The organism is Streptomyces sp. NPDC059828, assembly GCF_042731955.1.
Lineage (GTDB): Bacteria > Actinomycetota > Actinomycetes > Streptomycetales > Streptomycetaceae > Streptomyces.
This window is the reverse complement of the sequence record NZ_JBHWIW010000033.1, coordinates 21,502-42,630: the sequence shown is the minus strand read 5'-3', so window position 1 is coordinate 42,630 and position 21,129 is coordinate 21,502. Positions and strand designations below refer to the sequence as shown.

At 71.4% G+C, this 21,129-nt stretch carries 18 protein-coding genes; 5 read left to right on the top strand and 13 right to left on the bottom strand.

The genetic code is table 11. The annotated features are described in order from the left end of the window. The first annotated feature begins 17 nt into the window (after positions 1 to 17). Positions 18 to 1,427 (top strand): aminopeptidase P family protein, encoded by a 1,410-nt coding sequence (locus ACFV6V_RS20360; protein WP_385566827.1) that lies wholly within the window; start codon positions 18 to 20, stop codon positions 1,425 to 1,427. Between the two features lie 57 nt (positions 1,428 to 1,484). On the opposite strand, the gene ACFV6V_RS20355 is transcribed toward ACFV6V_RS20360, so the two are convergent. Then, complete coding sequence (locus ACFV6V_RS20355; protein WP_385566824.1) at positions 1,485 to 1,883, bottom strand: RidA family protein; 399 nt, start codon at positions 1,881 to 1,883, stop codon at positions 1,485 to 1,487. Positions 1,884 to 1,930: 47 nt separating this feature from the next. Then, positions 1,931 to 3,043 (bottom strand): acyl-CoA dehydrogenase family protein, encoded by a 1,113-nt coding sequence (locus ACFV6V_RS20350; protein ID WP_385566821.1) that lies wholly within the window; start codon positions 3,041 to 3,043, stop codon positions 1,931 to 1,933. Positions 3,044 to 3,200: 157 nt separating this feature from the next. Between ACFV6V_RS20350 and ACFV6V_RS20345 the strand changes: the two genes are divergently transcribed. Beyond that, on the top strand, positions 3,201 to 4,853 hold the full coding sequence (locus tag ACFV6V_RS20345) for an AMP-binding protein (RefSeq protein ID WP_385566819.1): 1,653 nt from the start codon (positions 3,201 to 3,203) through the stop codon (positions 4,851 to 4,853). 32 nt (positions 4,854 to 4,885) lie between these two features. Continuing rightward, entirely contained in the window at positions 4,886 to 5,695 is an 810-nt protein-coding gene (locus ACFV6V_RS20340; RefSeq protein ID WP_385566816.1) for a PaaX family transcriptional regulator C-terminal domain-containing protein, read from the top strand. Between the two features lie 53 nt (positions 5,696 to 5,748). On the opposite strand, the gene ACFV6V_RS20335 is transcribed toward ACFV6V_RS20340, so the two are convergent. Continuing rightward, the gene (locus tag ACFV6V_RS20335) at positions 5,749 to 8,043 is read right to left on the bottom strand and encodes a bifunctional salicylyl-CoA 5-hydroxylase/oxidoreductase (RefSeq protein ID WP_385566896.1); all 2,295 of its coding nucleotides are present in this window, start codon (positions 8,041 to 8,043) and stop codon (positions 5,749 to 5,751) included. 107 nt (positions 8,044 to 8,150) lie between these two features. Further along, positions 8,151 to 8,978, bottom strand: coding sequence for an enoyl-CoA hydratase family protein (locus tag ACFV6V_RS20330; RefSeq protein ID WP_385566814.1), 828 nt, complete (start codon positions 8,976 to 8,978; stop codon positions 8,151 to 8,153). A 251-nt stretch (positions 8,979 to 9,229) separates the two neighbouring features. On the opposite strand from ACFV6V_RS20330, the gene ACFV6V_RS20325 reads away from it, so the two are divergent. Next, complete coding sequence (locus tag ACFV6V_RS20325; RefSeq protein WP_385566811.1) at positions 9,230 to 9,724, top strand: ATP-binding protein; 495 nt, start codon at positions 9,230 to 9,232, stop codon at positions 9,722 to 9,724. Between the two features lie 124 nt (positions 9,725 to 9,848). Here the strand turns inward: ACFV6V_RS20325 and argF are convergent, their stop codons facing one another. The 4 genes from argF to ACFV6V_RS20305 all read right to left on the bottom strand — a co-directional run bounded on the left by argF (position 9,849) and on the right by ACFV6V_RS20305 (position 16,414). Then, on the bottom strand, positions 9,849 to 10,865 hold the full coding sequence (gene argF, locus ACFV6V_RS20320) for an ornithine carbamoyltransferase (protein WP_385566809.1): 1,017 nt from the start codon (positions 10,863 to 10,865) through the stop codon (positions 9,849 to 9,851). Positions 10,866 to 10,966: 101 nt separating this feature from the next. Beyond that, entirely contained in the window at positions 10,967 to 12,208 is a 1,242-nt protein-coding gene (locus ACFV6V_RS20315) for an arginine deiminase (RefSeq protein WP_385566806.1), read from the bottom strand. Between the two features lie 136 nt (positions 12,209 to 12,344). Then, positions 12,345 to 14,945 (bottom strand): polynucleotide kinase-phosphatase, encoded by a 2,601-nt coding sequence (locus ACFV6V_RS20310; protein ID WP_385566804.1) that lies wholly within the window; start codon positions 14,943 to 14,945, stop codon positions 12,345 to 12,347. Further along, on the bottom strand, positions 14,942 to 16,414 hold the full coding sequence (locus tag ACFV6V_RS20305; RefSeq protein ID WP_385566802.1) for a 3' terminal RNA ribose 2'-O-methyltransferase Hen1: 1,473 nt from the start codon (positions 16,412 to 16,414) through the stop codon (positions 14,942 to 14,944). The genes ACFV6V_RS20310 and ACFV6V_RS20305 overlap by 4 nt, the downstream gene beginning before the upstream one ends. A 185-nt stretch (positions 16,415 to 16,599) precedes the next feature. On the opposite strand from ACFV6V_RS20305, the gene ACFV6V_RS20300 reads away from it, so the two are divergent. Then, complete coding sequence (locus ACFV6V_RS20300) at positions 16,600 to 16,974, top strand: hypothetical protein (protein WP_385566800.1); 375 nt, start codon at positions 16,600 to 16,602, stop codon at positions 16,972 to 16,974. A 57-nt stretch (positions 16,975 to 17,031) separates the two neighbouring features. Here ACFV6V_RS20300 and mmuM read toward each other — a convergent pair whose 3' ends face one another. From mmuM to ACFV6V_RS20275, 5 genes are all read right to left on the bottom strand, one after another. After that, the gene (gene mmuM, locus ACFV6V_RS20295; RefSeq protein ID WP_385566798.1) at positions 17,032 to 17,937 is read right to left on the bottom strand and encodes a homocysteine S-methyltransferase; all 906 of its coding nucleotides are present in this window, start codon (positions 17,935 to 17,937) and stop codon (positions 17,032 to 17,034) included. 6 nt (positions 17,938 to 17,943) lie between these two features. Beyond that, a complete protein-coding gene (locus ACFV6V_RS20290; protein WP_385566795.1) occupies positions 17,944 to 18,867 on the bottom strand; it encodes an LLM class F420-dependent oxidoreductase in 924 nt (307 codons plus the stop codon). A gap of 76 nt (positions 18,868 to 18,943) precedes the next feature. Next, positions 18,944 to 19,435 (bottom strand): DUF6099 family protein, encoded by a 492-nt coding sequence (locus ACFV6V_RS20285; RefSeq protein WP_385566792.1) that lies wholly within the window; start codon positions 19,433 to 19,435, stop codon positions 18,944 to 18,946. A 152-nt stretch (positions 19,436 to 19,587) separates the two neighbouring features. Continuing rightward, positions 19,588 to 19,962, bottom strand: a complete 375-nt coding sequence (locus ACFV6V_RS20280; RefSeq protein WP_385566790.1) for a nucleotide pyrophosphohydrolase — start codon at positions 19,960 to 19,962, stop codon at positions 19,588 to 19,590. Further along, complete coding sequence (locus ACFV6V_RS20275; protein WP_385566787.1) at positions 19,901 to 21,103, bottom strand: ATP-binding protein; 1,203 nt, start codon at positions 21,101 to 21,103, stop codon at positions 19,901 to 19,903. Before ACFV6V_RS20275 ends, ACFV6V_RS20280 begins: the two co-directional genes overlap by 62 nt. Between the last annotated feature and the right edge of the window lie 26 nt (positions 21,104 to 21,129).

Below are 21,129 nucleotides of genomic sequence, written 5' to 3'. Positions count from 1 at the left end.
GTTTCCAGGGAGCCCGGATGTCCGAAAATGCCCACCCCGAGAATCCCGTCACCCCCGCGCGCCCCACACCGGCGACCGGGAGTCACGATCTGACGGTGTCAGCGCAGTTGGCCGCCTTCATGCGCACGGGATGGGCACCGAGCCCCCTGCCCGCCGACGCCCGGGTACCCGCCCATGCCGTCACCGCGGCACGGCGGCAGCGGCTGTCGGCGCTCTTCCCGGACGAGAGACTGCTGGTCCCCGCAGGCGAGTTGAAGGTGCGCTCCAACGACTGCGACCACCGCTTCCGCCCGCACAGCGCCTATGCCTGGCTGACCGGGCTCACCGGCGAGGACCAGCCCGGCCATGTACTGGTCCTGGAGCCTTCGGGGCCGTCCGGCCATGAGCCCGTGCTGTATGTGCGGCCGCGATCGGCACGAGGGGACCGAAGCAGCGAGGAGTTCTACCGCGACCGCCGCTACGGCGAGTTCTGGGTGGGCCGCCGCCCCGATCTCGGCGAAACCGAGCGGCTGACCGGCATCCGCTGCGTACACCTGGACGACCTCGGTGCACTGCCGCCCGGCCGCAACGCGGCGAGTGACTCCGAACTGGCCACCACGCTGTCGGAGTTGCGCCTGGTGAAGGACGCCTGGGAGGTTGGGCAACTCCAGCTCGCCGTCGATCACACAGCCGCAGGCTTCGAGGACGTGGTGCGCGCCCTGCCGGCCGCCTTGCGCGACCCCCGTGGTGAGCGCCGGCTCGAAGGCGTCTTCGGGCTGCGCGCCAGACTGGAGGGCAACGGCACCGGATACGAGACGATCGCCGCGTCCGGGCCCCATGCCTGTGTGCTGCACTGGACACGCAACGACGGTCGGCTCGACCCCTCCGAACTACTGCTGTTCGACGCGGGAGTGGAGACCGACACCCTGTACACCGCCGACGTCACCCGCACCCTCCCGCTCTCCGGCCGGTTCTCCCCCGTCCAGCGCCAGGTGTACGAACTCGTGCTGGCGGCCCAGGAAGCGGGCATCGCCGCGCTCCGGCCCGGTGCGCAGTTCCGTGACTTCCACCGCGCCTGTATGCGGGTGATCGCCGAGGGGCTCGCCGAATGGGGCGTGCTGAAACACGCGGACGGCGACCTCCACCGCCGGTACACCCTGTGCAGCAGCGGCCATATGCTCGGGCTCGATGTGCACGACTGCGCGTCGGCGCGTGCCTCGGCCTATCCCGACGGAGTCCTGGCGGAGGGGCAGGTGCTCACCGTCGAACCGGGGCTCTATCTCCAGCCGGACGACGAGACACTGCCCGCCGAACTGCGCGGCATCGGCGTACGCATCGAGGACGACCTCGTCATCACCGCGGAGGGGGCCCGGCTGATGTCCGGTGCGCTGCCGCGCACCCCGGACGCGGTGGAGGAATGGATGGGCTCACTCCTGGAAGACCGATGACGGCAGCCTGCTGACACTGCGGTCTTCCGCGGACGAGGCGGCCCGGCGGTGGGGACGCTACGGCAGTACCGCGATCCCGTCGATCTCCACCAGCGCCTCCTCGTCCCAGAGCCGCACGATCCCGATGACCGCCATGGCCGGATAGTCCCGCCCGGCCAACCGGTGCCAGACCTGCCCGAGTTCGGCGGAGTGGGCGCGGTAGTCGGCGATGTCCGTGGCGTAGACGGTGACCCGGGCCAGATCGTGCGGTGTGCCGCCGGTGGCGTTGAGCGCGGCGAGCAGGTTGGCCAGGGCCGTCTCGAACTGCTCCACGATCCCGGCGCCGGTGATCTTGCCACCGGCGTCGAGGGCGGTCTGACCGGCGAGGTACACCACCCGGGAGCCGGTCGCGGCGACGGCGTGCGAGAAGCCGGTGGCCGGGGAGAGACCGGGCGGGTTGATGCGTTCGAGACTCATCGGGCGTCCTTCATCGTCGGTACGACTCCTCTATTCCTCTATACAGCTCACCGGTACAGCTCCTTCGCGATGATGCTGCGCTGGACCTCGCTCGCGCCCTCGTAGATCCGCGGCGCACGGACCTCCCGGTAGAGATGCTCCAGCAGATGGCCGCGCTGGAGTGCGCGTGCGCCGTGGAGTTGCACCGCCGTGTCGACGACATACTGCGCGGTCTCGGTCGCGAACAGTTTCGCCATCGCCGAACGCCGGGGGACGTCCGCCGCGCCGGAGTCGTACGCGCAGGCCGCCGCGTACACCAGCAGCCGCGCCGCCTCCGTCCGGGTCGCCATCTCGGCGGTCTGGTGGGAGACGGCCTGGAGGTCTTTGAGGGTGCCGCCGAAGGCGGTGCGGTGCGCGGTGTGTTCGAGCGTGGCCTCGAGCGCCGCCTGGGCCATGCCGACGGCGAAGGCGCCGACACTGGGCCTGAAGAGGTTGAGGGTGTTCATGGCGACCCGGAAACCACCGCCCGGCTCCCCGAGCAGATCGTCGCGGCCGACGGGTACGCCATCGAAGTGCAGGGCGCCGATGGGGTGCGGGGAGAGCATCTCCAGGGCGCTGCCGGTGAGCCCGGGCCGGTCGGCTGGGACGAGGAAGGCACTGATGCCGCGCGCTCCCGCCGCCTCACCCGTTCGGGCGAACACGGTGAAGAAATCCGCCTCGGGGGCGTTGGAGATCCAGCGCTTCTCTCCCGTGAGCCGCCAGCCGTCGCCGTGCGGGGTGGCTTCGAGGGCGAGTGCCGCCGCGTCGGAACCGGCATCGGGCTCGCTGAGCGCGAAGGCGGCCACGGCCCGGCCCGCGATGACCTCCGGGAGGACACGGTCGCGCTGGGCCGGTGTGCCCGCCTGGAGCACGGGGTAGCTACCGAGACCCTGGAGCGCCAGGGCGGTCTCGGCCTCCGTACAGCCGTGGGCGAGCGACTCGCGGAGCAGACAGAGATCGAGGGCACTCGCGTCAGTGAACAGACGTTTCAGGAGCCCGAGTTCGCCGAGGGCGGCGATGAGCGGGCGGTTGACCCGGCCGGGCTCGCCCTTCTCGGCGAGTGGGCGCAGCCGCTGCGCGGCGAGTGCGCGCAGCTCAGCGCACCAGGCGGTCTGTGCCGGATCGAGCGAGAATGCGAACATCCGATCCCCCACTTCCTGCGGCCGGGGCCCGGGGCCCGTGCGGCCGCGCCGCACTGTTTGGTCGTCCCCGGGGAAAAGCACAGTATCGCGGACCGTTGACTGTCGTCACCTACACGATACGCTCGATGCGCGACCCCACCACGACAAGGGGCGAACCATGGAGCTGTCACCCTCGGCCCACCTCGACACCTTCGCGCGCGACCATCTGCCGCCCGCGGAACAGTGGCCCCGGCTGCTGTTCGACGCGCTCGAGCCGCCCGGCTCGTCCGGGCTGCGCTACCCGGCGCGGCTCAACTGCGGTGCGGAGCTGCTGGACGCGACGATCGACCGCCACGGAGGCGGCCGGCCGGCCTTCCACGACGGGACGTCCGGCGCCGTCTGGACCTACGACGACCTGCGCACGCGAGTGGACCGCATCGCGCATGCGCTGACCGATGAGCTGGGTGTGGTGCCCGGGAACCGGGTGCTGCTGCGCGGCCCGACCACACCCTGGCTGGCCGCGTGCTGGCTGGCGGTGATGAAGTCGGGCGCGGTGGCCGTCACCGTACTCGCGCAGCAGCGGGCCAAGGAGCTCGCGACGATCTGCGAGATAGCCCGGGTGGAGCACGCGCTGTGCGATATCCGCGGGATCGACGAGCTGGTGAAGGCGGAGGTGCCGGGGCTGCGGATCACGGCGTACGGCGGGGACGCGCCGGACGACCTGCTGCGGCTGGCGGCCGGGAAGCCGGAGGCGTACACCGCCGTCGCGACCGCGGCCGACGACGTGGCGCTGATCGCCTTCACCAGCGGCACGACGGGGCGCCCGAAGGGGTGCATGCACTTCCACCGTGATGTGCTGGCGGTCGCCGACACCTTCTCGGCGCAGGTACTGCGCCCTACTCCCGACGATGTGTTCGCGGGCAGTCCCCCGCTGGGCTTCACCTTCGGCCTGGGCGGGCTGGTGATCTTTCCGATGCGGGCAGGCGCCTCGGCACTGCTGCTGGAGCAGGCGGGACCCAAGCAGCTGCTCCCGGCGATCGCGCAGCACCGGGTGTCCGTGCTGTTCACGGCCCCGACCGCGTACCGGGTGATGCTGGACGAGCTGGCGGCGTACGACCTCTCGTATGACGTCTCCTCGCTGCGGCGCTGTGTGTCGGCCGGGGAGAACCTGCCCGCCGCCACCTGGCAGTCCTGGCACGAGCGCACCGGTCTGCGCATCATCAACGGCATCGGCGCCACCGAGCTGCTGCATATCTTCATCTCGGCCGCGGACGGGGACATCCGCCCGGGCACGACCGGGGTGCCGGTGCCCGGCTGGGAGGCACGGGTCGTGGACGCCGACACCCGTATGCCGGTGCCGGACGGCGAGCCGGGGCTGCTGGCCGTGCGCGGTCCGGTCGGCTGCCGCTATCTGTCCGACCCCCGCCAGCAGGTGTACGTACGCGACGGCTGGAATCTCACCGGGGACACCTACGTACGCGAGCCGGACGGATGGTTCCGCTATGTCGCCCGCGCCGATGACATGATCATCTCAGCGGGGTACAACATCGCTGGACCCGAGGTGGAGGACGCCCTGCTGGACCATCCCGACGTGGCGGAGGCCGCGGTGGTCGGGCAGCCGGACGAACTCCGCGGCCAGACGGTGGCGGCGTATGTGGTGCTGCGGGAGGGTGTGGAGCGCGGCGACAGCACGGCGGCGGCGCTGCGCGACTTCGTCAGGGACCGCCTGGTGCCGTACAAGTGCCCGCGCGCGATCGTGTTCCTCGACGCGCTGCCCCGTACGCCCACGGGCAAGCTGCAACGCTTCCGGCTCAGGGACCTGGCCCCTTAGAGGACGCGGCCGTGCGGAACTAGAGTGATCACGTGGCCGAACAGCACACCCCTCGATCCCTGATCGTCACCCTGTACGGCGCGTACGGGCGCGAGACCACGGGCTCGCTCGCCGTGGCCGAGCTGATCCGTCTGCTCGGTGCGGTCGGCGTGGACGGCCCCTCGGTGCGCTCCTCGGTGTCCCGGCTCAAGCGGCGCGGACTGCTGGTGGCCGAGCGCACGCCCACCGGGGCGGCCGGTTACGCCCTCTCGCAGGATGCCCGCCAGCTGCTGGACGACGGCGACCAGCGCATCTACGACCAGTCGGCGCCAAAGCTCGCCGACGGCTGGGTCCTCGCGGTGTTCTCCGTACCCGAGGCCGAACGCCACAAGCGGCATCTGCTGCGCTCCCGGCTGGGGCGGCTGGGATTCGGGACGGCCGCCCCGGGTGTCTGGATCGCGCCCGCCCGCTTCCACGAGGAGACCGCGCACACACTGCGGCGGCTGGGGCTCGACCCGTACGTCGACCTGTTCCGGGCCGAGCACCTGGGTTTCGCGGCGACGGCCGATGCGGCGGCCCGCTGGTGGGACCTGGCGGCGATCGCCAAGCAGCACGAGGAGTTCCTGGACGCACATGGCCCGGTGCTGCGGGCCTGGGAGGCGCGCGAGGACACTCCGCCCGCCCAGGCCTACCGGGACTACCTGCTGGCCCTCGACTCCTGGCGCAGGCTGCCCTATGCGGATCCGGGGCTGCCCGACGAGCTGCTGCCCGCCGACTGGCCGGGTGGCCGCTCGGCCGCGGTGTTCATGGGGCTGCACGCGCGGCTGCGGGACGCCGGGGCGCGGTTCATCACGGAAGCCTGAGCTGCGCCCGGTGCCCGCTCATGCCCCGGCTTCCCCCTTGTCCCCGCGCCCTCTTATGCCGGCAGGGTGAGACGTGGCTTCGGCGCGTCGGTGCGCCCGGTGGGCGGCTTGCGGCTGCCGGCCCTGTAGGGCAACGGCCAGGGGGCGGCCGGGCCCTCGTAACTCTGGTCGGCCGCCGCGTGCAGGGTCCAGTGCGGGTCGTAGAGGTGCGGTCGGGCCACCGCGCACAGGTCGGCGCGTCCCGCGAGGAGCAGGGAGTTGACGTCGTCCCAGGAGGAGATGGCGCCGACGGCGATGACCGGGACGCGCAGGGTGTTGCGGATCCGGTCGGCGTACGGGGTCTGGTACGAGCGCCCGTACTCGGGGCGTTCCTCGGGCACGACCTGGCCGGTGGAGACGTCGATGGCGTCGGCGCCGTGCGCGGCGAACGCCTGGGCGATCTCGACGGCGTCCTCGGCGGTCGTGCCGCCCGGAGCCCAGTCGGTGGCGGAGATGCGCACCGTCATCGGGCGGTCGTCGGGCCATACGGCACGTACGGCGTCGAAGACCTCGAGCGGGTAGCGCAGCCGCCCGGCGAGGGTGCCGCCGTAGCCGTCGGTGCGCTGGTTGGTGAGCGGCGAGAGGAAGCCGGAGAGCAGATAGCCGTGGGCGCAGTGGAGTTCGAGCAGGTCGAATCCGCTGTCGGCGGCGCGCCGGGCCGCCGCGGTGAACTGCTCGCGGATGGCGGTGAGTCCGGGCTGGTCCAGCTGGTGCGGGGTCTGGTTGACGCCGGGCCGGTACGGCAGCGGCGAAGCGGCCACCAGCGGCCAGTTCCCGTCGGGCAGGGGTTGGTCGATGCCCTCCCACATCAGCCGGGTGGAGCCCTTGCGCCCGGAGTGGCCGAGCTGGACGCCGATGGCGGTACCAGGGGAACGGTGGTGCACGAAGTCGGTGAGGCGCCGCCAGGCCGCGGCCTGCTCATCGGTGTAGAGGCCGGTGCAGCCGGGGGTGATACGTCCCTCGGCGCTGACGCAGACCATCTCGGTCATGACGAGACCGGCGCCGCCGAGTGCCCGTGAACCGAGGTGCACGAGGTGGAAGTCCCCGGGCATGCCGTCCTCGGCGCAGTACATGTCCATGGGCGAGACCACCACCCGGTTGCGCAGGGTGAGTCCACGCAGCCCGAAGGGCGTGAACATCGGCGGGGTGCCGGGCGGGCAGCCGAAGTCCCGCTCGACGGACTCGGTGAAGCCGGGGTCGCGCAGCCGCAGATTGTCATGGGTGACGCGGCGGCTGCGGGTGAGGAGGTTGAACGCGAACTGGCGGGGCGGCTGGTCGAGGTAGGTCCCGAGCTCCTCGAACCAGCGCAGGCTGGCCGCTGCCGCGCGCTGCGTCGACTCGACGACCGGGCGCCGTTCAGCCTCGTAGGCGGCGAGTGCCTCGGGGATGCCGGGCTGCTCCTCGATACAGGCGGCGAGGGCGAGCGCGTCCTCGACGGCGAGTTTGGTTCCGGAGCCGATGGAGAAGTGCGCGGTGTGCGCGGCGTCCCCGAGCAGCACGGTGCCGCCGTGCGACCAGTGTTCGTTGACGACGGTTCGGAAGGCGACCCAGGCGGAGTTGTTGCCGCGCAGGGGCCGTCCGCCGAGGGCGTCCGCGAAGATCTTGGCACAGCGCTCGGCGGACTGCTGCTCGTCGCACTCGTGGAGCCCGGCAGCCTGCCAGACCTCCTCGCGCATCTCCACGATCACGGTCGACTCGCCGGGCGCGTACGGGTAGCCGTGCAGCTGCATCACGCCGTGCTCGGTCTCGGCGATCTCGAACCGGAAGGCGTCGAAGGCGAAGTCGGCGGCGAGCCAGATGTAACGGCAGCGGTGCGTGGCGATCCTGGGCCCGAACGCTTCGGCGTGGGCGGCGCGGGTGAGGCTGTGGACCCCGTCCGCGGCGATGACCAGATCGTGGCTCGCGGCCAGCTCCGCGGCGGGCGGCGCCTCGGTGCGGAAACGCAGCCGCACGCCGAGCGAGGTGCAGCGCTGGTGCAGGATCTCGAGCAGCCGTCGCCGCCCGAGCGCGGCGAAACCATGGCCACCGGAGGTGAGGGTCCGGCCGCGGTGGACGATGTCGATGTCGTCCCAGCGGACGAACTCGTCCTGGAGGGCCCGGTAGACGACGGGGTCGGCGTGCTCGATGCCGCCGAGGGTCTCGTCGGAGAGGACGACGCCGAACCCGAAGGTGTCGTCGGGCGCGTTGCGCTCCCAGACGGTGATCTCCCGCTCCGGGTCGAGCCGCTTGAGCAGCGCCGCGGCGTACAGCCCTCCGGGCCCGCCCCCGATGACGGCGATCCGCAGCGGTGCTGCGGCCGCGGACGCCACAGCGGGGCCGGCAAGCGCCGCGGGCGCGGCCGCTGTGAGGGGGCCGGATGGTGCCGTACTCCCGGCCGCTGGGGTGGGCCCGGTCGGCGTGGTCGGCGTGGCCACGGTCAGCGCCCCCGCCAGTTCGGGGCGCGCTTCTCGGTGAAGGCCGCGTGGAACTCCGCGTAGTCCTCGCCGTTCATCAGCAACGCCTGCGTCGCGGCGTCCAGCTCGATCGCCGCGGCCATCGGCATGTCGAGCTCAGCGGTCAGCAGCGCCTTCGTCTGCGCGTAGGCGAGGGTGGGGCCGTCCGCGAGTCGGCGGGCGAGGGCCGCGGCGGCCTTGTCCGCCTCGCCCTCCGCGGTCAATTCGCTGATCAGGCCGATGCGCTCGGCTTCGACGGCCCTGACGGGCTCGCCGAGCATCAGCAGCCGGGTGGCGTGGCCGAGGCCGACGACGCGCGGCAACAGATAGGCGGCGCCCATGTCACCGCCGGAGAGTCCGACCTTGGTGAAGAGGAAGGAGAACCGGGCTGTCGGGTCGGCGACCCGGAAGTCGGCTGCCAGGGCGAGGACCGCACCCGCACCCGCGGCGACGCCGTGCAGGGCCGCGATCACGGGGAAGGGGCACTCGCGAAGTGCCCGGACGACCTGGCCGGTCATCCGGTTGAAGTCGAGGAGCTGCGCGGTGTCCATGGCGAGCGTGGCACCGATGATGTCGTCGACATCGCCGCCGGAGCAGAAGCCGCGCCCCTCCCCGCCGAGTACCAGGGCGCGCACGGAACGTTCCCGGGAGAGCTCCGCGAGCAGATCGCGCAGGTCGGCGTAGGCACCGAAGGTGAGCGCGTTGAGTTTCTCCGGGCGGTCGAGGGTGACGGTGGCGACACCGTCCTGCCTGGTCAGCCTCAGATGGCGCCATTCCTCGGTGCGTGGCGCAGAGCTGGCAAAGGGGCTCATGGGTGGCCTCCCTCGGGGCTGCCGGGCGGGTTCCCGCCCTTCGAAGTTATCACTCATACGTGACTTCCGTCATGAGTCCGCGATACGACTGCCCCGACATGCCGTCACATGGTCGCAATTCGGCAAAGGTCCCATATCAGCTCAGGCACGAGACATGGGCAAAACCCCCATAAGGGTCAGGTCCTCTTGCCGGGCCTTCGTATGTTGACTGCTGCACCAGCAGTACGGAGCACTGCGAACGGACCCCTGCCTTGCGTCACGCACCCGCCACCGCGGAGACCGCGACCCCCGTCTGCCGGCGGCTCGCGCTCCCGCACTCGACGGCCGCCGTGCCGTTGGCGCGTGCGCTGATCCGCTCCCTGCTCGCCGGCGCCGCCGCCCAGGCCGACCGCGACACCGCCGAGCTCCTCACTGCCGAACTGGTCGCCAACGCGGTGGAGCACACCACGGGCGACGCCCCCATCGAGCTGGTCGTGGAGCTCCTGCCCACCGGCTGCCAGGTCGAGGTCCACGACCCCGACCCCGTACCGCCCGCCGGCCTGTCGATTCCGACCCCGGACCGCGAGCCCGACCCCTGGCAGGAGCATGGCCGCGGCCTCCTGCTGATCCGCGCTCTCAGCGCGGCCTGCGGCCACCGCCCCACCGCCGAGGGCAAGGCGGTCTGGTTCACCCTGCCGACCACCCCGGCCGCGGGTCCGGTCATACCCTCGGTGCCGTCGCCCCGCACCCCTCGCGCCGGGTCGTAAGGGCACCAGCAGATGCGCCGGCTCGGCGCGGCGGCGTTCCACGGGTGAGGGGACGGTGCCACGCGTGACCGCCAGAACGGTCAGATTCCGTCAGACGCCGCGAGATGCCACGCGTTCGGCATAGCTATTCACCAGGCGTCGCGAGCGTGGCCACCAGGACCGCCTTGATGGTGTGCATACGGTTCTCGGCCTGGTCGAACACGACCGAGTGCCGGGACTCGAACACCTCGTCCGTGACCTCCAGTTCGGCCAGACCGTGGCGTTCGTGTATGTCACGTGCGACCTGCGTACCCAGGTCGTGGAAGGCCGGCAGGCAGTGCAGGAACTTCACATCGGGATTCCCCGTGGCCCGCAGCACGTCCATGGTCACCGCGTACGGGGCGAGGGCCGCGATGCGCTCGTCCCAGACCTCCTTCGGCTCACCCATGGAGACCCAGACGTCGGTGGCGACGAAATCAGCACCGGCGACACCTTCCGCGATGTCCTCGGTCAGTGTGACCTTCGCGCCGCTGGCGGCGGCGAGTGCGCGGGCCTGCACAACGACCTCGTCGGCGGGCCAGTAGGCCCGGGGGGCGACGATCCGGACGTCCATGCCGAGCAGCGCGCCGGTCACCAGATAGGAGTTGCCCATGTTGAAGCGGGCATCGCCCAGGTAGGCGAAGGCGATCGGGGCACCCTCACGCCCCCCGGCGCGGTGCTCGGTCATGGTGAGCACGTCGGCGAGCATCTGCGTGGGGTGCCAGTCGTCGGTCAGACCGTTGTAGACCGGCACTCCCGCATGGGTCGCGAGCTCCTCGACCACCGCCTGGCCGTCCCCGCGGTACTCGATCGCGTCGAACATCCGCCCGAGCACCCGGGCCGTGTCCTTGACCGACTCCTTGTGGCCCAGCTGGGAGCCGGAGGGGTCGAGGTAAGTCGTCGACGCGCCCTGATCCGCCGCGGCCACCTCGAAGGCGCAGCGCGTGCGGGTCGAGGTCTTCTCGAAGATCAGCGCGATGTTCTTTCCACGCAGTCGCTGGACCTCGGCACCCGCCCGCTTGGCGGCCTTGAGCTCGGCGGCCAGCTCGACCAGCCCGCGGAAGTCGTCCGGGGTGAAGTCGAGCTCCTTGAGGAAGTGGCGGCCTGCAAGGTGTGTCGCCATGGTGCCTGCTCCTGGGTCGCGCATACGGGGACGGTGATATGCTGGAAGTATATACGATACCCAGTATCACTATACAGAGCAGGCCGGTGGCGGCGCCCCGCTCAGTCCGCGGCGTCCCGCTCGATGGGGCAGCTCATGCAGCGAGGCCCTCCGCGCCCTCTGCCCAGTTCGGAGCCGGGGATCTCGATCACCTCGATGCCCTGCTTGCGCAGATGGGTGTTGGTGGTCACATTGCGCTCGTACGCCACCACCACCCCCGGCTCGACGGCGAGCACGTTGCAGCCGTCGTCCCACTGCTCGCGCTCCGCCGCGTGCACGTCCTGCTTCGCGGTCAGGACCCTGATGTCCTTCAACCCCAGCGCGGCGGCGATGGCGCTGTGCATCTGCTCCGGCGGATGGTCGCTGACCCGCAGCCCCACCCCGTGCTCGCCCTCCGCGGGCTCGATGGTGTACGAGCGCAGCATGCCGAGCCCCGCGTACTGGGTGAACGTGTCGTGGTCGACCATCGTCATCACCGTGTCGAGATGCATGAACGCCCGCGCCTTGGGCATGTCGAGCGCCACGATGGTGCGTGCCGAACCCGCCGCGAAGAGACCCCGCGCCAGCATCTCGACGGCCTGCGGAGTGGTCCGCTCGCTCATGCCGATCAGCACGGCGCCATTGCCGATGACGAGGACGTCCCCGCCCTCGATGGTGGAGGGATAGTCGTCCTGGCCCTCCGACCAGTGGTGGAAGGAGCCCGCCTGCGGACCGGTGAACAGCGGATGGTGTTTGTAGATCGCCTCGAAGTGGACGGTCTCGCGCCTGCGGGCCGGCCAGCGCATCGCGTTGATCGACACACCGTCGTAGATCCAGGCCGAGGTGTCGCGGGTGAAGATGTGGTTGGGCAGCGGGCCGAGCAGGAAGTCGTCAAGGTCCATCACATGGAAGCGGACGGAGGAGGGCTCCGAATGCCCGGCGAGGAACTCCCGCTTGGTCATTCCGCCGATCAGCACCTCGGTCAGCTCGGCCGTGTCCATCGCGTCGAACGCGTCGCGGAGATGGTCCGTGGCCAGCGGACCGTACTCCTTCTCGTCAAAGACCCGGTCCAGCACCAGCTTCCGGGCCGCCGGCAGCTCGAGCGACTCGCGCAACAGATCGCCGAAGAGATGGACCTCGACACCGCGGTCCCTGAGCACATCCGCGAAGCCGTCGTGTTCCTGGCGGGCGCGGCGGACCCACAGGAGGTCGTCGAAGAGCAGCGCGTCCTTGTTGGTCGGGGTGAGCCGCTTCAGCTCCAGGTCAGGGCGGTGGAGTATGACCTGGCGCAGCAGCCCGGTCTCGGAGTCGACATGGAATCCCATGGAGGAAACGTTCCCAGACGGGTTTCGTTTGTGCCCCCAGGGCGGGTGAACTTGCGAGATTCTTGTCGATCAGCGATCAGGTGGGCCAATCCGAGCCGGTGGGTCGCGGGGCGGGGTGGACCCCGCCCCGCGTGCCTCACAGCCGCGGGTCCACCGGCTCCGACTCCAGCGCCAGCACCGCGAAGACTGCTTCGTGGACCCGCCACAGCGGCTCCCCATCGGCCAGCCGGTCCAGCGCTTCGAGACCGAGCGCGTACTCCCGCAGCGCCAGGGACCGCTTGTGTCCCAGCGTCCTGCCGCGCAGCCGGATCAGCTGGTCCTCACGCGTGTACTCGGGGCCGTAGATGATCCGCAGGTACTCCCGGCCCCGGACCTTGATCCCGGGCTGGACCAGCCGCCCCTTGTCGTCGCGCACCAGCGCGTCGAGGGGCTTGACGACCATGCCCTCGCCACCCGCCGCGGTCAGCTCCAGCCACCAGTCGGTTCCGGCTCGCACCGACTGCTCGTCGGCGGTGTCGACGACGACACGGCGGGTGGTCTGGAGCATCCCGGAGCCGGTGGCGGCGTCGGCCTCCACCAGACGGTCCAGCCAGGCCAGTTGCCCGTCGTGCGGCACCGCCGCCAGCGAACGCCCCTGCGCCCCGAGGATCTGGAACGGGGCGAAGCGCACGCCCTCCAGGCCGTCGGTGGTCCAGCAGTAGCGGCGGTAGGCGTCCGTGAACGCGGCCGCTGCCACGGCCCGTTCGCGCTGCCGCTCCAGGAGCCCGCCGAGGTCCACTCCGCGTGCCACGGCGGACTCCAGGGCGGCCGTGGCCCCGGGGAACACGGCGGCGGACGCGGCGCCGACGGCCGCGTACTGCTTGCGCAGCAGCCCCGATGCCTTGAGGGACCAGGGCATCAGCTCGCCGTCCAGCAGCAGCCAGTCGGTCTCCAGCTCGTCCCACAGGCCGGCACCGCTGATCGCCGTGCGCAGGCGGTCGAGGACCTCCTCGGTGACCTGGGGGTCGTCGAAGAAGGGGCGGCCGGTGCGGGTGTGCAGCGCGCCGGTCGTACCCTCCGCGCCGAATCGGGTACGGGCCGCGTCCGCGTCACGGCAGACCAGGGCGACCGCACGGGAACCCATGTGCTTCTCCTCGCACACCACCCGCCCGACACCGTCCGCCCGGTACTGGGCGAACGCCTCCGCCGGGTGCTCCAGATAGCCGTCCTCCCGCGAGGTAGCCGTCGGAGCCATGGTGGGCGGCAGATACGCGAGCAGACGGGGGTCTACCGCGAACCGGCTCATCACCTCGAGCGCCGCCGCGGCGTTCTCCTCGCGCACCGCGACGCGGCCCATGTGGCGGGTCTCCACGACACGGCGCCCCTGCACATCGGCCAGGTCCAGGGGGCGGCCCTGGTGTCCTCCGGGTGCCTCGGTGGCGAGCGGCCGGGTGGGCTCGTACCACACCTGCTCGGCGGGGACGTCGACGAGTTCACGCTCGGGCCAGCGCAGCGCGGTCAGCTTGCCGCCGAAGACGACGCCGGTGTCCAGGCAGATGGTGTTGTTGAGCCAGGACGCGGTGGGCACAGGAGTGTGGCCGTAGACCACGGCCGCACTGCCCCGGTAGTCCTCGGCCCAGGGATAGCGCACGGGCAGGCCGAACTCGTCGGTCTCCCCTGTGGTGTCGCCGTAGAGCGCGTGCGAGCGCACCCGGCCTGAGGTGCGGCCGTGGTACTTCTCGGGCAGACCGGCGTGGCAGACCACGAGCCTGCCCTCGTCCAGGACGTAGTGGCTGACCAGTCCCTCGATGAACTCGCGCGCCTGCTCACGGAAGAGCGGGTCTGCCGCCTCCTCGCGCTCGAACTGCTCGATGGTCTCGGCCAGTCCGTGGGTGTGCTGGACCTGGCGGCCCTTCAGCCAGCGGCCCAGCTTGTTCTCGTGGTTGCCCGGGACACACAGGGCGTTGCCGTCGGCCACCATGCCCATCACCCGGCGCAGCACCCCAGGGCTGTCGGGTCCCCGGTCCACGAGGTCGCCGACGAACACGGCGGTACGCCCGTCCGGGTGCGCACCGTCCCGGTAGCCGAGCTCGGCGAGCAGGCTGTCCAGCTCGGAGCGGCAACCGTGGATGTCGCCGATGATGTCGAACGGGCCGGTGAGCTGCCGCAGGTCGTTGTAGCGCTTCTCCAGGACGACCTGCGCCGCCTCGACCTCCGCCACACTGCGCAGGATGTGCACCTTGCGGAAGCCCTCGCGCTCGAGACCGCGCAGCGAGCGGCGCAGTTCGCGGCGGTGGCGTGCGATGACATGGCGCGGCATGCCGGCCCGGTCGGGCCGTGCCGCGTTACGCTCGGCGCACACGTCCTCAGGCAGATCGAGCACGATCGCCACCGGCAGCACGTCGTGCTCCCGGGCCAGCGCGACGAGCTGGCGGCGGCTCTCCTGCTGGACGCTGGTGGCGTCCACAACGGTGAGGCGGCCGGCCGCGAGGCGCTTGCCCGCGATGTAGTGCAGGACGTCGAAGGCGTCGCGGCTCGCGCTCTGGTCGTTCTCGTCGTCCGCGACGAGGCCACGGCAGAAGTCCGACGAGATGACCTCGGTGGGCTTGAAGTGCCTGCGCGCGAAGGTGGACTTGCCGGAGCCGGTGGCGCCGACGAGGACCACGAGGGAGAGGTCCGGGACGGGCAGCGTGCGGGGGGTGGTGCTGGAGCCGGTACCGGTGTCCGAGCCGGTGCCGGTGGTGCCGCTGTCGGTCATGCCGCCACCTCCTTCTTGTTCTCCGTGTGCGTGGTCAGGGTGAATACGGCCATCTGGGTCGGGGCGCCCACCTCGGGGTCGTCGTCGCCGACACCGGTGTGGCCGACGTCGTAGCCGTGGCGGTCGGCGACCCGCGCAGCCCACTGCCGGAACTCCTCGCGGGTCCACTCGAAGCGGTGGTCACTGTGGCGTACATGCCCCGCGGGCAGGGTCTCCCAGCGCACGTTGTACTCGACGTTCGGCGTCGTCACGATCACCGTTCGGGGGCGGGCCGACCCGAAGACCGCGTACTCCAGGGCGGGCAGCCGTGGCAGGTCGAGGTGCTCGATCACCTCGCTGAGCACGGCGGCGTCATGGCCCGTGAGCCGCTTGTCCGTGTAGGTGAGGGAGCCGTGGACCAGGCTGACCCGGCCCGACTGGCGCTCCCCCATCCGGTCCAGCCTGAGCCTGCGCGCGGCGATGGCGAGGGCCCGCACGGAGACGTCCACGCCCACGACCTGGGTGAACTGGGTGTCCTTCAGGAGTGCCTGCACCAACTGGCCCTGCCCGCAGCCCAGGTCGAGCACCGTCGTGGCGCCTGCTGCGCGCAGCGCTGCCAGGATCGCCGTACGCCGCTGCGCGGCCAGCGGGACGGGACGCTCGTCGGTGTCCGTGGTCTCGTCCACGGCGTTGTCGACGTCCTCCACCTCGAGGTCGTCGCTCTCCGCCAGCCGGACCAGTTCGAGACGCTCCATGGCCTGCCGGGTCAGGCCCCAGCGCCGCGCCAGATAGCGGCTGGTGATCAGCTTCTGCTCGGGGTGCTCCGCGAGCCAGCCGTCACCGGCCCGCAGCAGCCTGTCGACCTCGTCGGGTGCGACCCAGTAGTGCTTGGCGTCATCGAGGACCGGAAGCAGGACGTACAGCTGACGCAGGGCGTCGGCGAGCCGCAGCTCGCCTTCCAGCACCAGCCGCACATAACGCGAGTCGCCCCACTCGGGGAAGCTCTCGTCCAGCGGCACGGGTTCGGCGTCCACCGTGCTCCAACCGAGGGGCCCGAACAGCTTGCGCACCAGCTCGGTCCCACCGCGCGCGGGCAGCACCGGCACCTCGATACGGAGCGGCATCGGGTTCGCGGCCCGTTCCGGCATCGCCTGGCACACCCCGCGCAGGGCACTCTTGAACACCGTGCTCATGGCAACGGACAGCAGCGATGACGCCGCGTACGGCCGGTCGTTGACGTACTGCGCCAGCGCGGAATCCGGTGCGCCACCGCGCCCCTTGCCCTTGCCGCGCCGCACCAGCGCCACGGGATCCACCTCCAGCAGCAGCGCCGCCGTGCAGCGCTCCGCGGTGGCCTCGGGATAGAGGACATGCGCGGTGCCGTGGGAGGTGGAGAACGCCTGCGCCTTGTCCGGGTGCTTGTGCAGCAGAAAGCCCAGGTCCGTGGCGGGACGCTCCGGAGTGCCGGTGGTGGAGATCGTCAGGAACACGCGTCCGAGTATTGCCGTTGCGGCCCGGGCCCACCAGGCGTTTTCCCAGCGAGGGCGACGGGGCACGGGCGTTGGTGAGACGGACGTTGGTGAGTACGTGCCCGCACGAGCTGAGTATCCGCGCCCATCCCCTGCCGGCGCCCCGAGGTGAGGATCGTGTACACCTCACACACAAGGAGTCGGTGATGGACCCCGAGACGTACGCGAGGCTGTACGGGCCCTTCCAGCCGGTGCGGCACGCACGAGACGTACGGTCAGGGCGTCCCGGCGTCACCGTACTGGCCGCCACGCTGTGGGCACTCATCCTCATGTCGCTCGGCTGGCTGACCTGCTTGGTGATCATGGTGGCCGTCTGGGGGGCCGCGGAGGGTGCACCCGTCGGCGGACTTCTGCTGAAGTGGGTCCTGATCGTCGCCGGGTTCTTCGCCGCCCTGACCGCGCTGGCCTTCGCTCCCGGTGTCCGCCGCCTGGCGTGGGCGAACCGGCTCCTTCTGCTGGGTGTGCTCGCCTTCCCGGCCCCTGTCGGATTCGCCGTCTGGGCCTGGATCGCAACCGGCTGACACCGTTCGCATACAGCACAGGGCCCACGCGTGCCCCCGTGGCTCCTCGTACCGGTGCTACCGGCCGCCGATGACCTCGGCCAGGGCGGCAACACGCTCAGGGCCCACGCGGCAGCATCCGCCGATGAGCCGGGCACCTGCCGCCTGCCAGCCGCGGGCCCGTGCCGGGTCGAAGGTGGTCCTGCCGTACCAGCGGCCTGCGGCGGCGTCCCAGCGTTCACCGCTGTTGGGGTAGACCACCACCGGTTTTCCCGCCTCACGGGCGGCCAGCTCCACGGCGCGGTCCGCGTCGGCGGGGTCACAGCAGTTGACGCCGAGGGCGATCACCTGGTCGTCACCGGCGGCGATGGCGAAGGCACCGGCAAGGTCCTGACCGGCCCGGGTGTGCCCGCGCGCCACGGTGTACGAGAGCCACAGAGGCAGCCCGGTGTCCCGGGCGGCCGCGAGCAGGGCCCGGGCCTCGTCCGTGTCGGGCACGGTTTCCAGGGCCAGTACATCGGGCCGGGCGGCGGCGAGGGCCTGGATGCGGGGACGGTGGAAGTCCGCCAGCTCCCGCACCGTGAGCCCGTATCGCCCCCGGTACTCGCTGCCGTCCGCGAGCATGGCGCCGTAGGGGCCCACCGACGCCGCCACCCATGTCTCCCCCCGCGCCGCGTCCGCCGCGGCGCGGGCCAGCTCCACACTGCGGGCCAGCAGTGCGGCGGCCCCGGCCCGGCTCACCCCGCGGCGGGCGAAGCCCTCGAAGGTGGCCTGATAGCTGGAGGTGATGAGCACCTGCGCGCCCGCCCGCGCATAGGCCGCGTGGGCGGCCTCGATCTGCTCGGGGCCGTCGGCGAGCAGCCGCGCCGACCAGAGGTCGTCGGACAGGTCGCAGCCCTGCGCCTCCAGTTGGTTGGACAGGCCGCCGTCGAGGACGAGCGGCCCCTCGGCGAGGGCGGGGGCGAGGCCGCGGACGGGCTGCACGGGGGCTCAGCTCATCTGGCTCTGGACCTGGGCGGCGATCAGCTCCAGATGGTCGAGATCGTGGAGGTCGAGGACCTGGAGATAGGCCCGGGACGAGCCGATCGCCGCATAGCGGCCGAGCTTGTCCACGACCTCCGCGGGCGATCCCGCGAGCCCGTTGGCCTTGAGCTCGTCGACCTCGCGCCCGATGGCGGCGGCACGGCGGGCGACCTCGGCGTCATCCCTGCCCACGCAGACCACGAGGGCATTGGAGTAGCGCAGCTCGTCCGGCTCCCGGCCGGCCTCCACGGCCGCGGCGCGCACGCGGCCGAACTGGCGCTCGCTGTCCTCGATCGAGGCGAAGGGGATGTTGAACTCATCGGCATAGCGGGCGGCCAGCCGCGGGGTGCGAGTGGCTCCGTGGCCGCCGATGAGCACGGGGACCTTGGCCTGAGCGGGTTTGGGCAGGGCGGGCGAGTCCTGCAACTGGTAGTGGGTGCCCTGATAGCTGAACGTCTTGCCGGTCTCGGTGGCCCACAGGCCCGTGACGACGGCGAGTTGCTCTTCGAGCCGGGCGAACTTCTCCTTGGGGAAGGGAATGCCGTAGGCGTGGTGCTCCTCCTCGAACCAGCCTGCTCCCAGTCCGAGCTCGACCCGGCCACCGGACATCTGGTCCACCTGGGCGACCTGGATGGCAAGCACACCGGGCAGCCGGAAGGTGCCGGCCGTCATCAGAGTGCCGAGCCTGATCCGCCTGGTCTCACGGGCGAGTCCCGCGAGCGTGATCCAGGCGTCGGTGGGCCCCGGCATGCCGTCCGCCGAGCCCATGGGCAGATAGTGGTCGGAGCGGAAGAACGCGTCGAAGCCGAGGTCCTCGGTGGCCTTGGCGACGGTCAGCAGGGTGTCGTACGAGGCCCCTTGCTGGGGCTCGGTGAAGATGCGAAGATCCATGCCTCCATCCTGCACCGACGTCCGCACTTCAACCTTCTGGCCGCCCCGCGACGCGTCGCCTGCGGCGGGCACGCCGTCACGGTGGGCTGGTGGCCGAGTCGGGACCGACCCGGCCGCTCTCGTGCGCGGAGAGTCTTCGGAGCATGGCCCGCACCCGGTCGCCCGACTCGTCCGTGGCGTCGATGGCTTCGATGCACTGCCAGTACAGGCCCTCCTCGTCCGTGCCGCAGGCCACCCCGACCAGCGCTATGCCGACCTCCCCGAGCAGGGCGCTCAGCAGTGTCAGGGCACGCAGCGGATCGGAGACAGCGGTCAGCTGTGCCGCCCGGGGGCTGCCGGCACGCAGCAGCGGAACATCGATGGGGCTGGCGGGGCCGCCCCCGCGTCCACCGCCCTCACCGAGTGCGCGCGCCTCCCCCCGTAGTTCCTTGGGACCGCACAGGGCCAGTTGGCTGCCGATCACCTGGGCAAGGGCCTGTGCCTCCCATGCCTCCGTCACCACTTGCAGCGCGTCCCGGCACTGCGCGAGTGCGTGCCGTCCGGCCGAGATGAGTCGCTCCGCTTCCATGTACGCCGCCCCCGTTCGTACAACTTTCCGTCCACTGGGTCACTACCCAGAGTGAAGGCACTCCAAAGGAAACGCCAGGGGAATTCGGAAATCTGTGGACAGGAAGCCTGGTGTGGAAAGATCATTCACTCCGCAGAGTGACGATCTTCCTCTCAGGAGTCGTCGACGGACCGTTCGACGGCAGCCCGTTCGGCGGCAGCCCGTTCGGCGGGAGGGAAACGCAGTTCGTTCCGGTCGATCTTCTCGGAGAGCGCGGCCAGCGGGTCGATCCCGAGCACTTCGCAGAACTGGAGCAGATAGGCGAGGACATCCGCGACCTCATCGGACACCCGGTGGGCCTTCCCCGGGTCGTCCATGATCCGTGCGGACTCCTCCGGCGTCAACCACTGGAAGATCTCCACCAGTTCGGCCGCCTCGACGGTGAGGGCCACCGCCAGGTTCTTGGGGGTGTGGTACGGCCCCCAGTCACGGGCCGCGGCGAACTCCACCAGCCGTCGTTGCAGTGTCTTCACGTCCAGTTCCGTCACGGCACAGGTCTACCACTGCCACCCCCTCCAGCTCCCGCGCGAACGCCCCGTCCCCGCTCACCGCGCCCACGAGACGCAGATGCCCTTCGGCGCAGATCGACGCGGCCAGCGCGGCGAGCCCGGCCGCCTGGCCCGGGTCGAGGCAGCGGTCGAACCCGTCGGCGACGACGGTGAGGGACTGCAAGGCCCCCGGCACCTCGGCCGCCTGGTCGACCGACAGCACACCCGGTCCCGTCAGCAGCACCAAGGCCATTGCCAGGAAGCGCAGTTCACCGTCACCGAGCCGTCCGAGCGGGGTACCGGCACCGGAGTCCGCCCCCTCGCTCTCCGACCGGTCGATGACCGCCCGCACCAGGCCGTCCGCGAGCTCCTCCGTACCGACGCCGCTGACGGTGCCGGCGCAGCCCGCCCTGGCCATCGAGGTCAGCCGCGCATGCCTGCGGGCACACTCGTGACGGGTGCGGTGCAGCACGGCCGCGAGGTTGTCGCAGCCGGGCAGCAGACGCCCGTCACCCGGCCGCACGGGCGCCCGCATCCGCGAGGGCTGTGGATCGCAGGGGAACACCGACCGCAGTGCCACCACCATCTGTTCGGCAGCGGCCAGCACCTGCCGCTGGCCGTCGGTCCGGCCCGCTACGCGCAGCGGCAGCAGCGCCGTGCCGAGCAGTTCGCCGGGAAACGGTGCGCGGGTGACCGCGGCGGCGCCCCCGGTGTGCCAGGCGGCCTGCACGTGGCCGCGTCCGGGATCGCGCAGCGCCGTGCTCAGCAGGACCCGGTCGCCGCAGGTCAACCGCTCGCCGGCGATGCGCAGTTCGGGCTCGGCCTGTACGGCGAGGTCGAGCCGTACCGGACCCGCGGGGCCCGAGACGGTGCAGCCGATCCGGAACCCCCTGCGGCCCTGGGCGTCCCCCCGTGCGCTCTCGGGAACGCAGCACGCCGGTTCGGGGAAGACCTCGGCGAGCTCCGCGCCCGCGGCGAGCGCGGCCAGCGCCTCGTACGCCCGCAGCACACTCGACTTCCCGCTGCCGCTCGGCCCCGCGAACAGCGTCACGGGGCCGAGCGGAAAGGCGCCCCCACGATGTGCGGCGAAGGCGGAGAGCCGCAGCTCGGTGACCACCGGGCGGGTGCTGAGCGGTTCCATGTGCGGGACGCTACGCACCCTCGCGG

Excerpts from the sequence above, each read along its gene's own strand:
- ACFV6V_RS20350 (WP_385566821.1), bottom strand. The coding sequence starts at position 3,043 with ATGTTCGCATTCTCGCTCGATCCGGCACAGACCGCCTGGTGCGCTGAG.
- ACFV6V_RS20315 (WP_385566806.1), bottom strand. The coding sequence starts at position 12,208 with ATGGGATTCCATGTCGACTCCGAGACCGGGCTGCTGCGCCAGGTCATA.
- ACFV6V_RS20360 (WP_385566827.1), top strand. The coding sequence starts at position 18 with ATGTCCGAAAATGCCCACCCCGAGAATCCCGTCACCCCCGCGCGCCCC.
- ACFV6V_RS20345 (WP_385566819.1), top strand. The coding sequence starts at position 3,201 with ATGGAGCTGTCACCCTCGGCCCACCTCGACACCTTCGCGCGCGACCAT.
- ACFV6V_RS20330 (WP_385566814.1), bottom strand. The coding sequence starts at position 8,978 with ATGAGCCCCTTTGCCAGCTCTGCGCCACGCACCGAGGAATGGCGCCAT.
- ACFV6V_RS20290 (WP_385566795.1), bottom strand. The coding sequence starts at position 18,867 with ATGGATCTTCGCATCTTCACCGAGCCCCAGCAAGGGGCCTCGTACGAC.
- ACFV6V_RS20355 (WP_385566824.1), bottom strand. The coding sequence starts at position 1,883 with ATGAGTCTCGAACGCATCAACCCGCCCGGTCTCTCCCCGGCCACCGGC.
- ACFV6V_RS20285 (WP_385566792.1), bottom strand. The coding sequence starts at position 19,435 with ATGGAAGCGGAGCGACTCATCTCGGCCGGACGGCACGCACTCGCGCAG.
- ACFV6V_RS20275 (WP_385566787.1), bottom strand. The coding sequence starts at position 21,103 with ATGGAACCGCTCAGCACCCGCCCGGTGGTCACCGAGCTGCGGCTCTCC.
- argF (WP_385566809.1), bottom strand. The coding sequence starts at position 10,865 with ATGGCGACACACCTTGCAGGCCGCCACTTCCTCAAGGAGCTCGACTTC.
- ACFV6V_RS20310 (WP_385566804.1), bottom strand. The coding sequence starts at position 14,945 with ATGACCGACAGCGGCACCACCGGCACCGGCTCGGACACCGGTACCGGC.
- ACFV6V_RS20300 (WP_385566800.1), top strand. The coding sequence starts at position 16,600 with ATGGACCCCGAGACGTACGCGAGGCTGTACGGGCCCTTCCAGCCGGTG.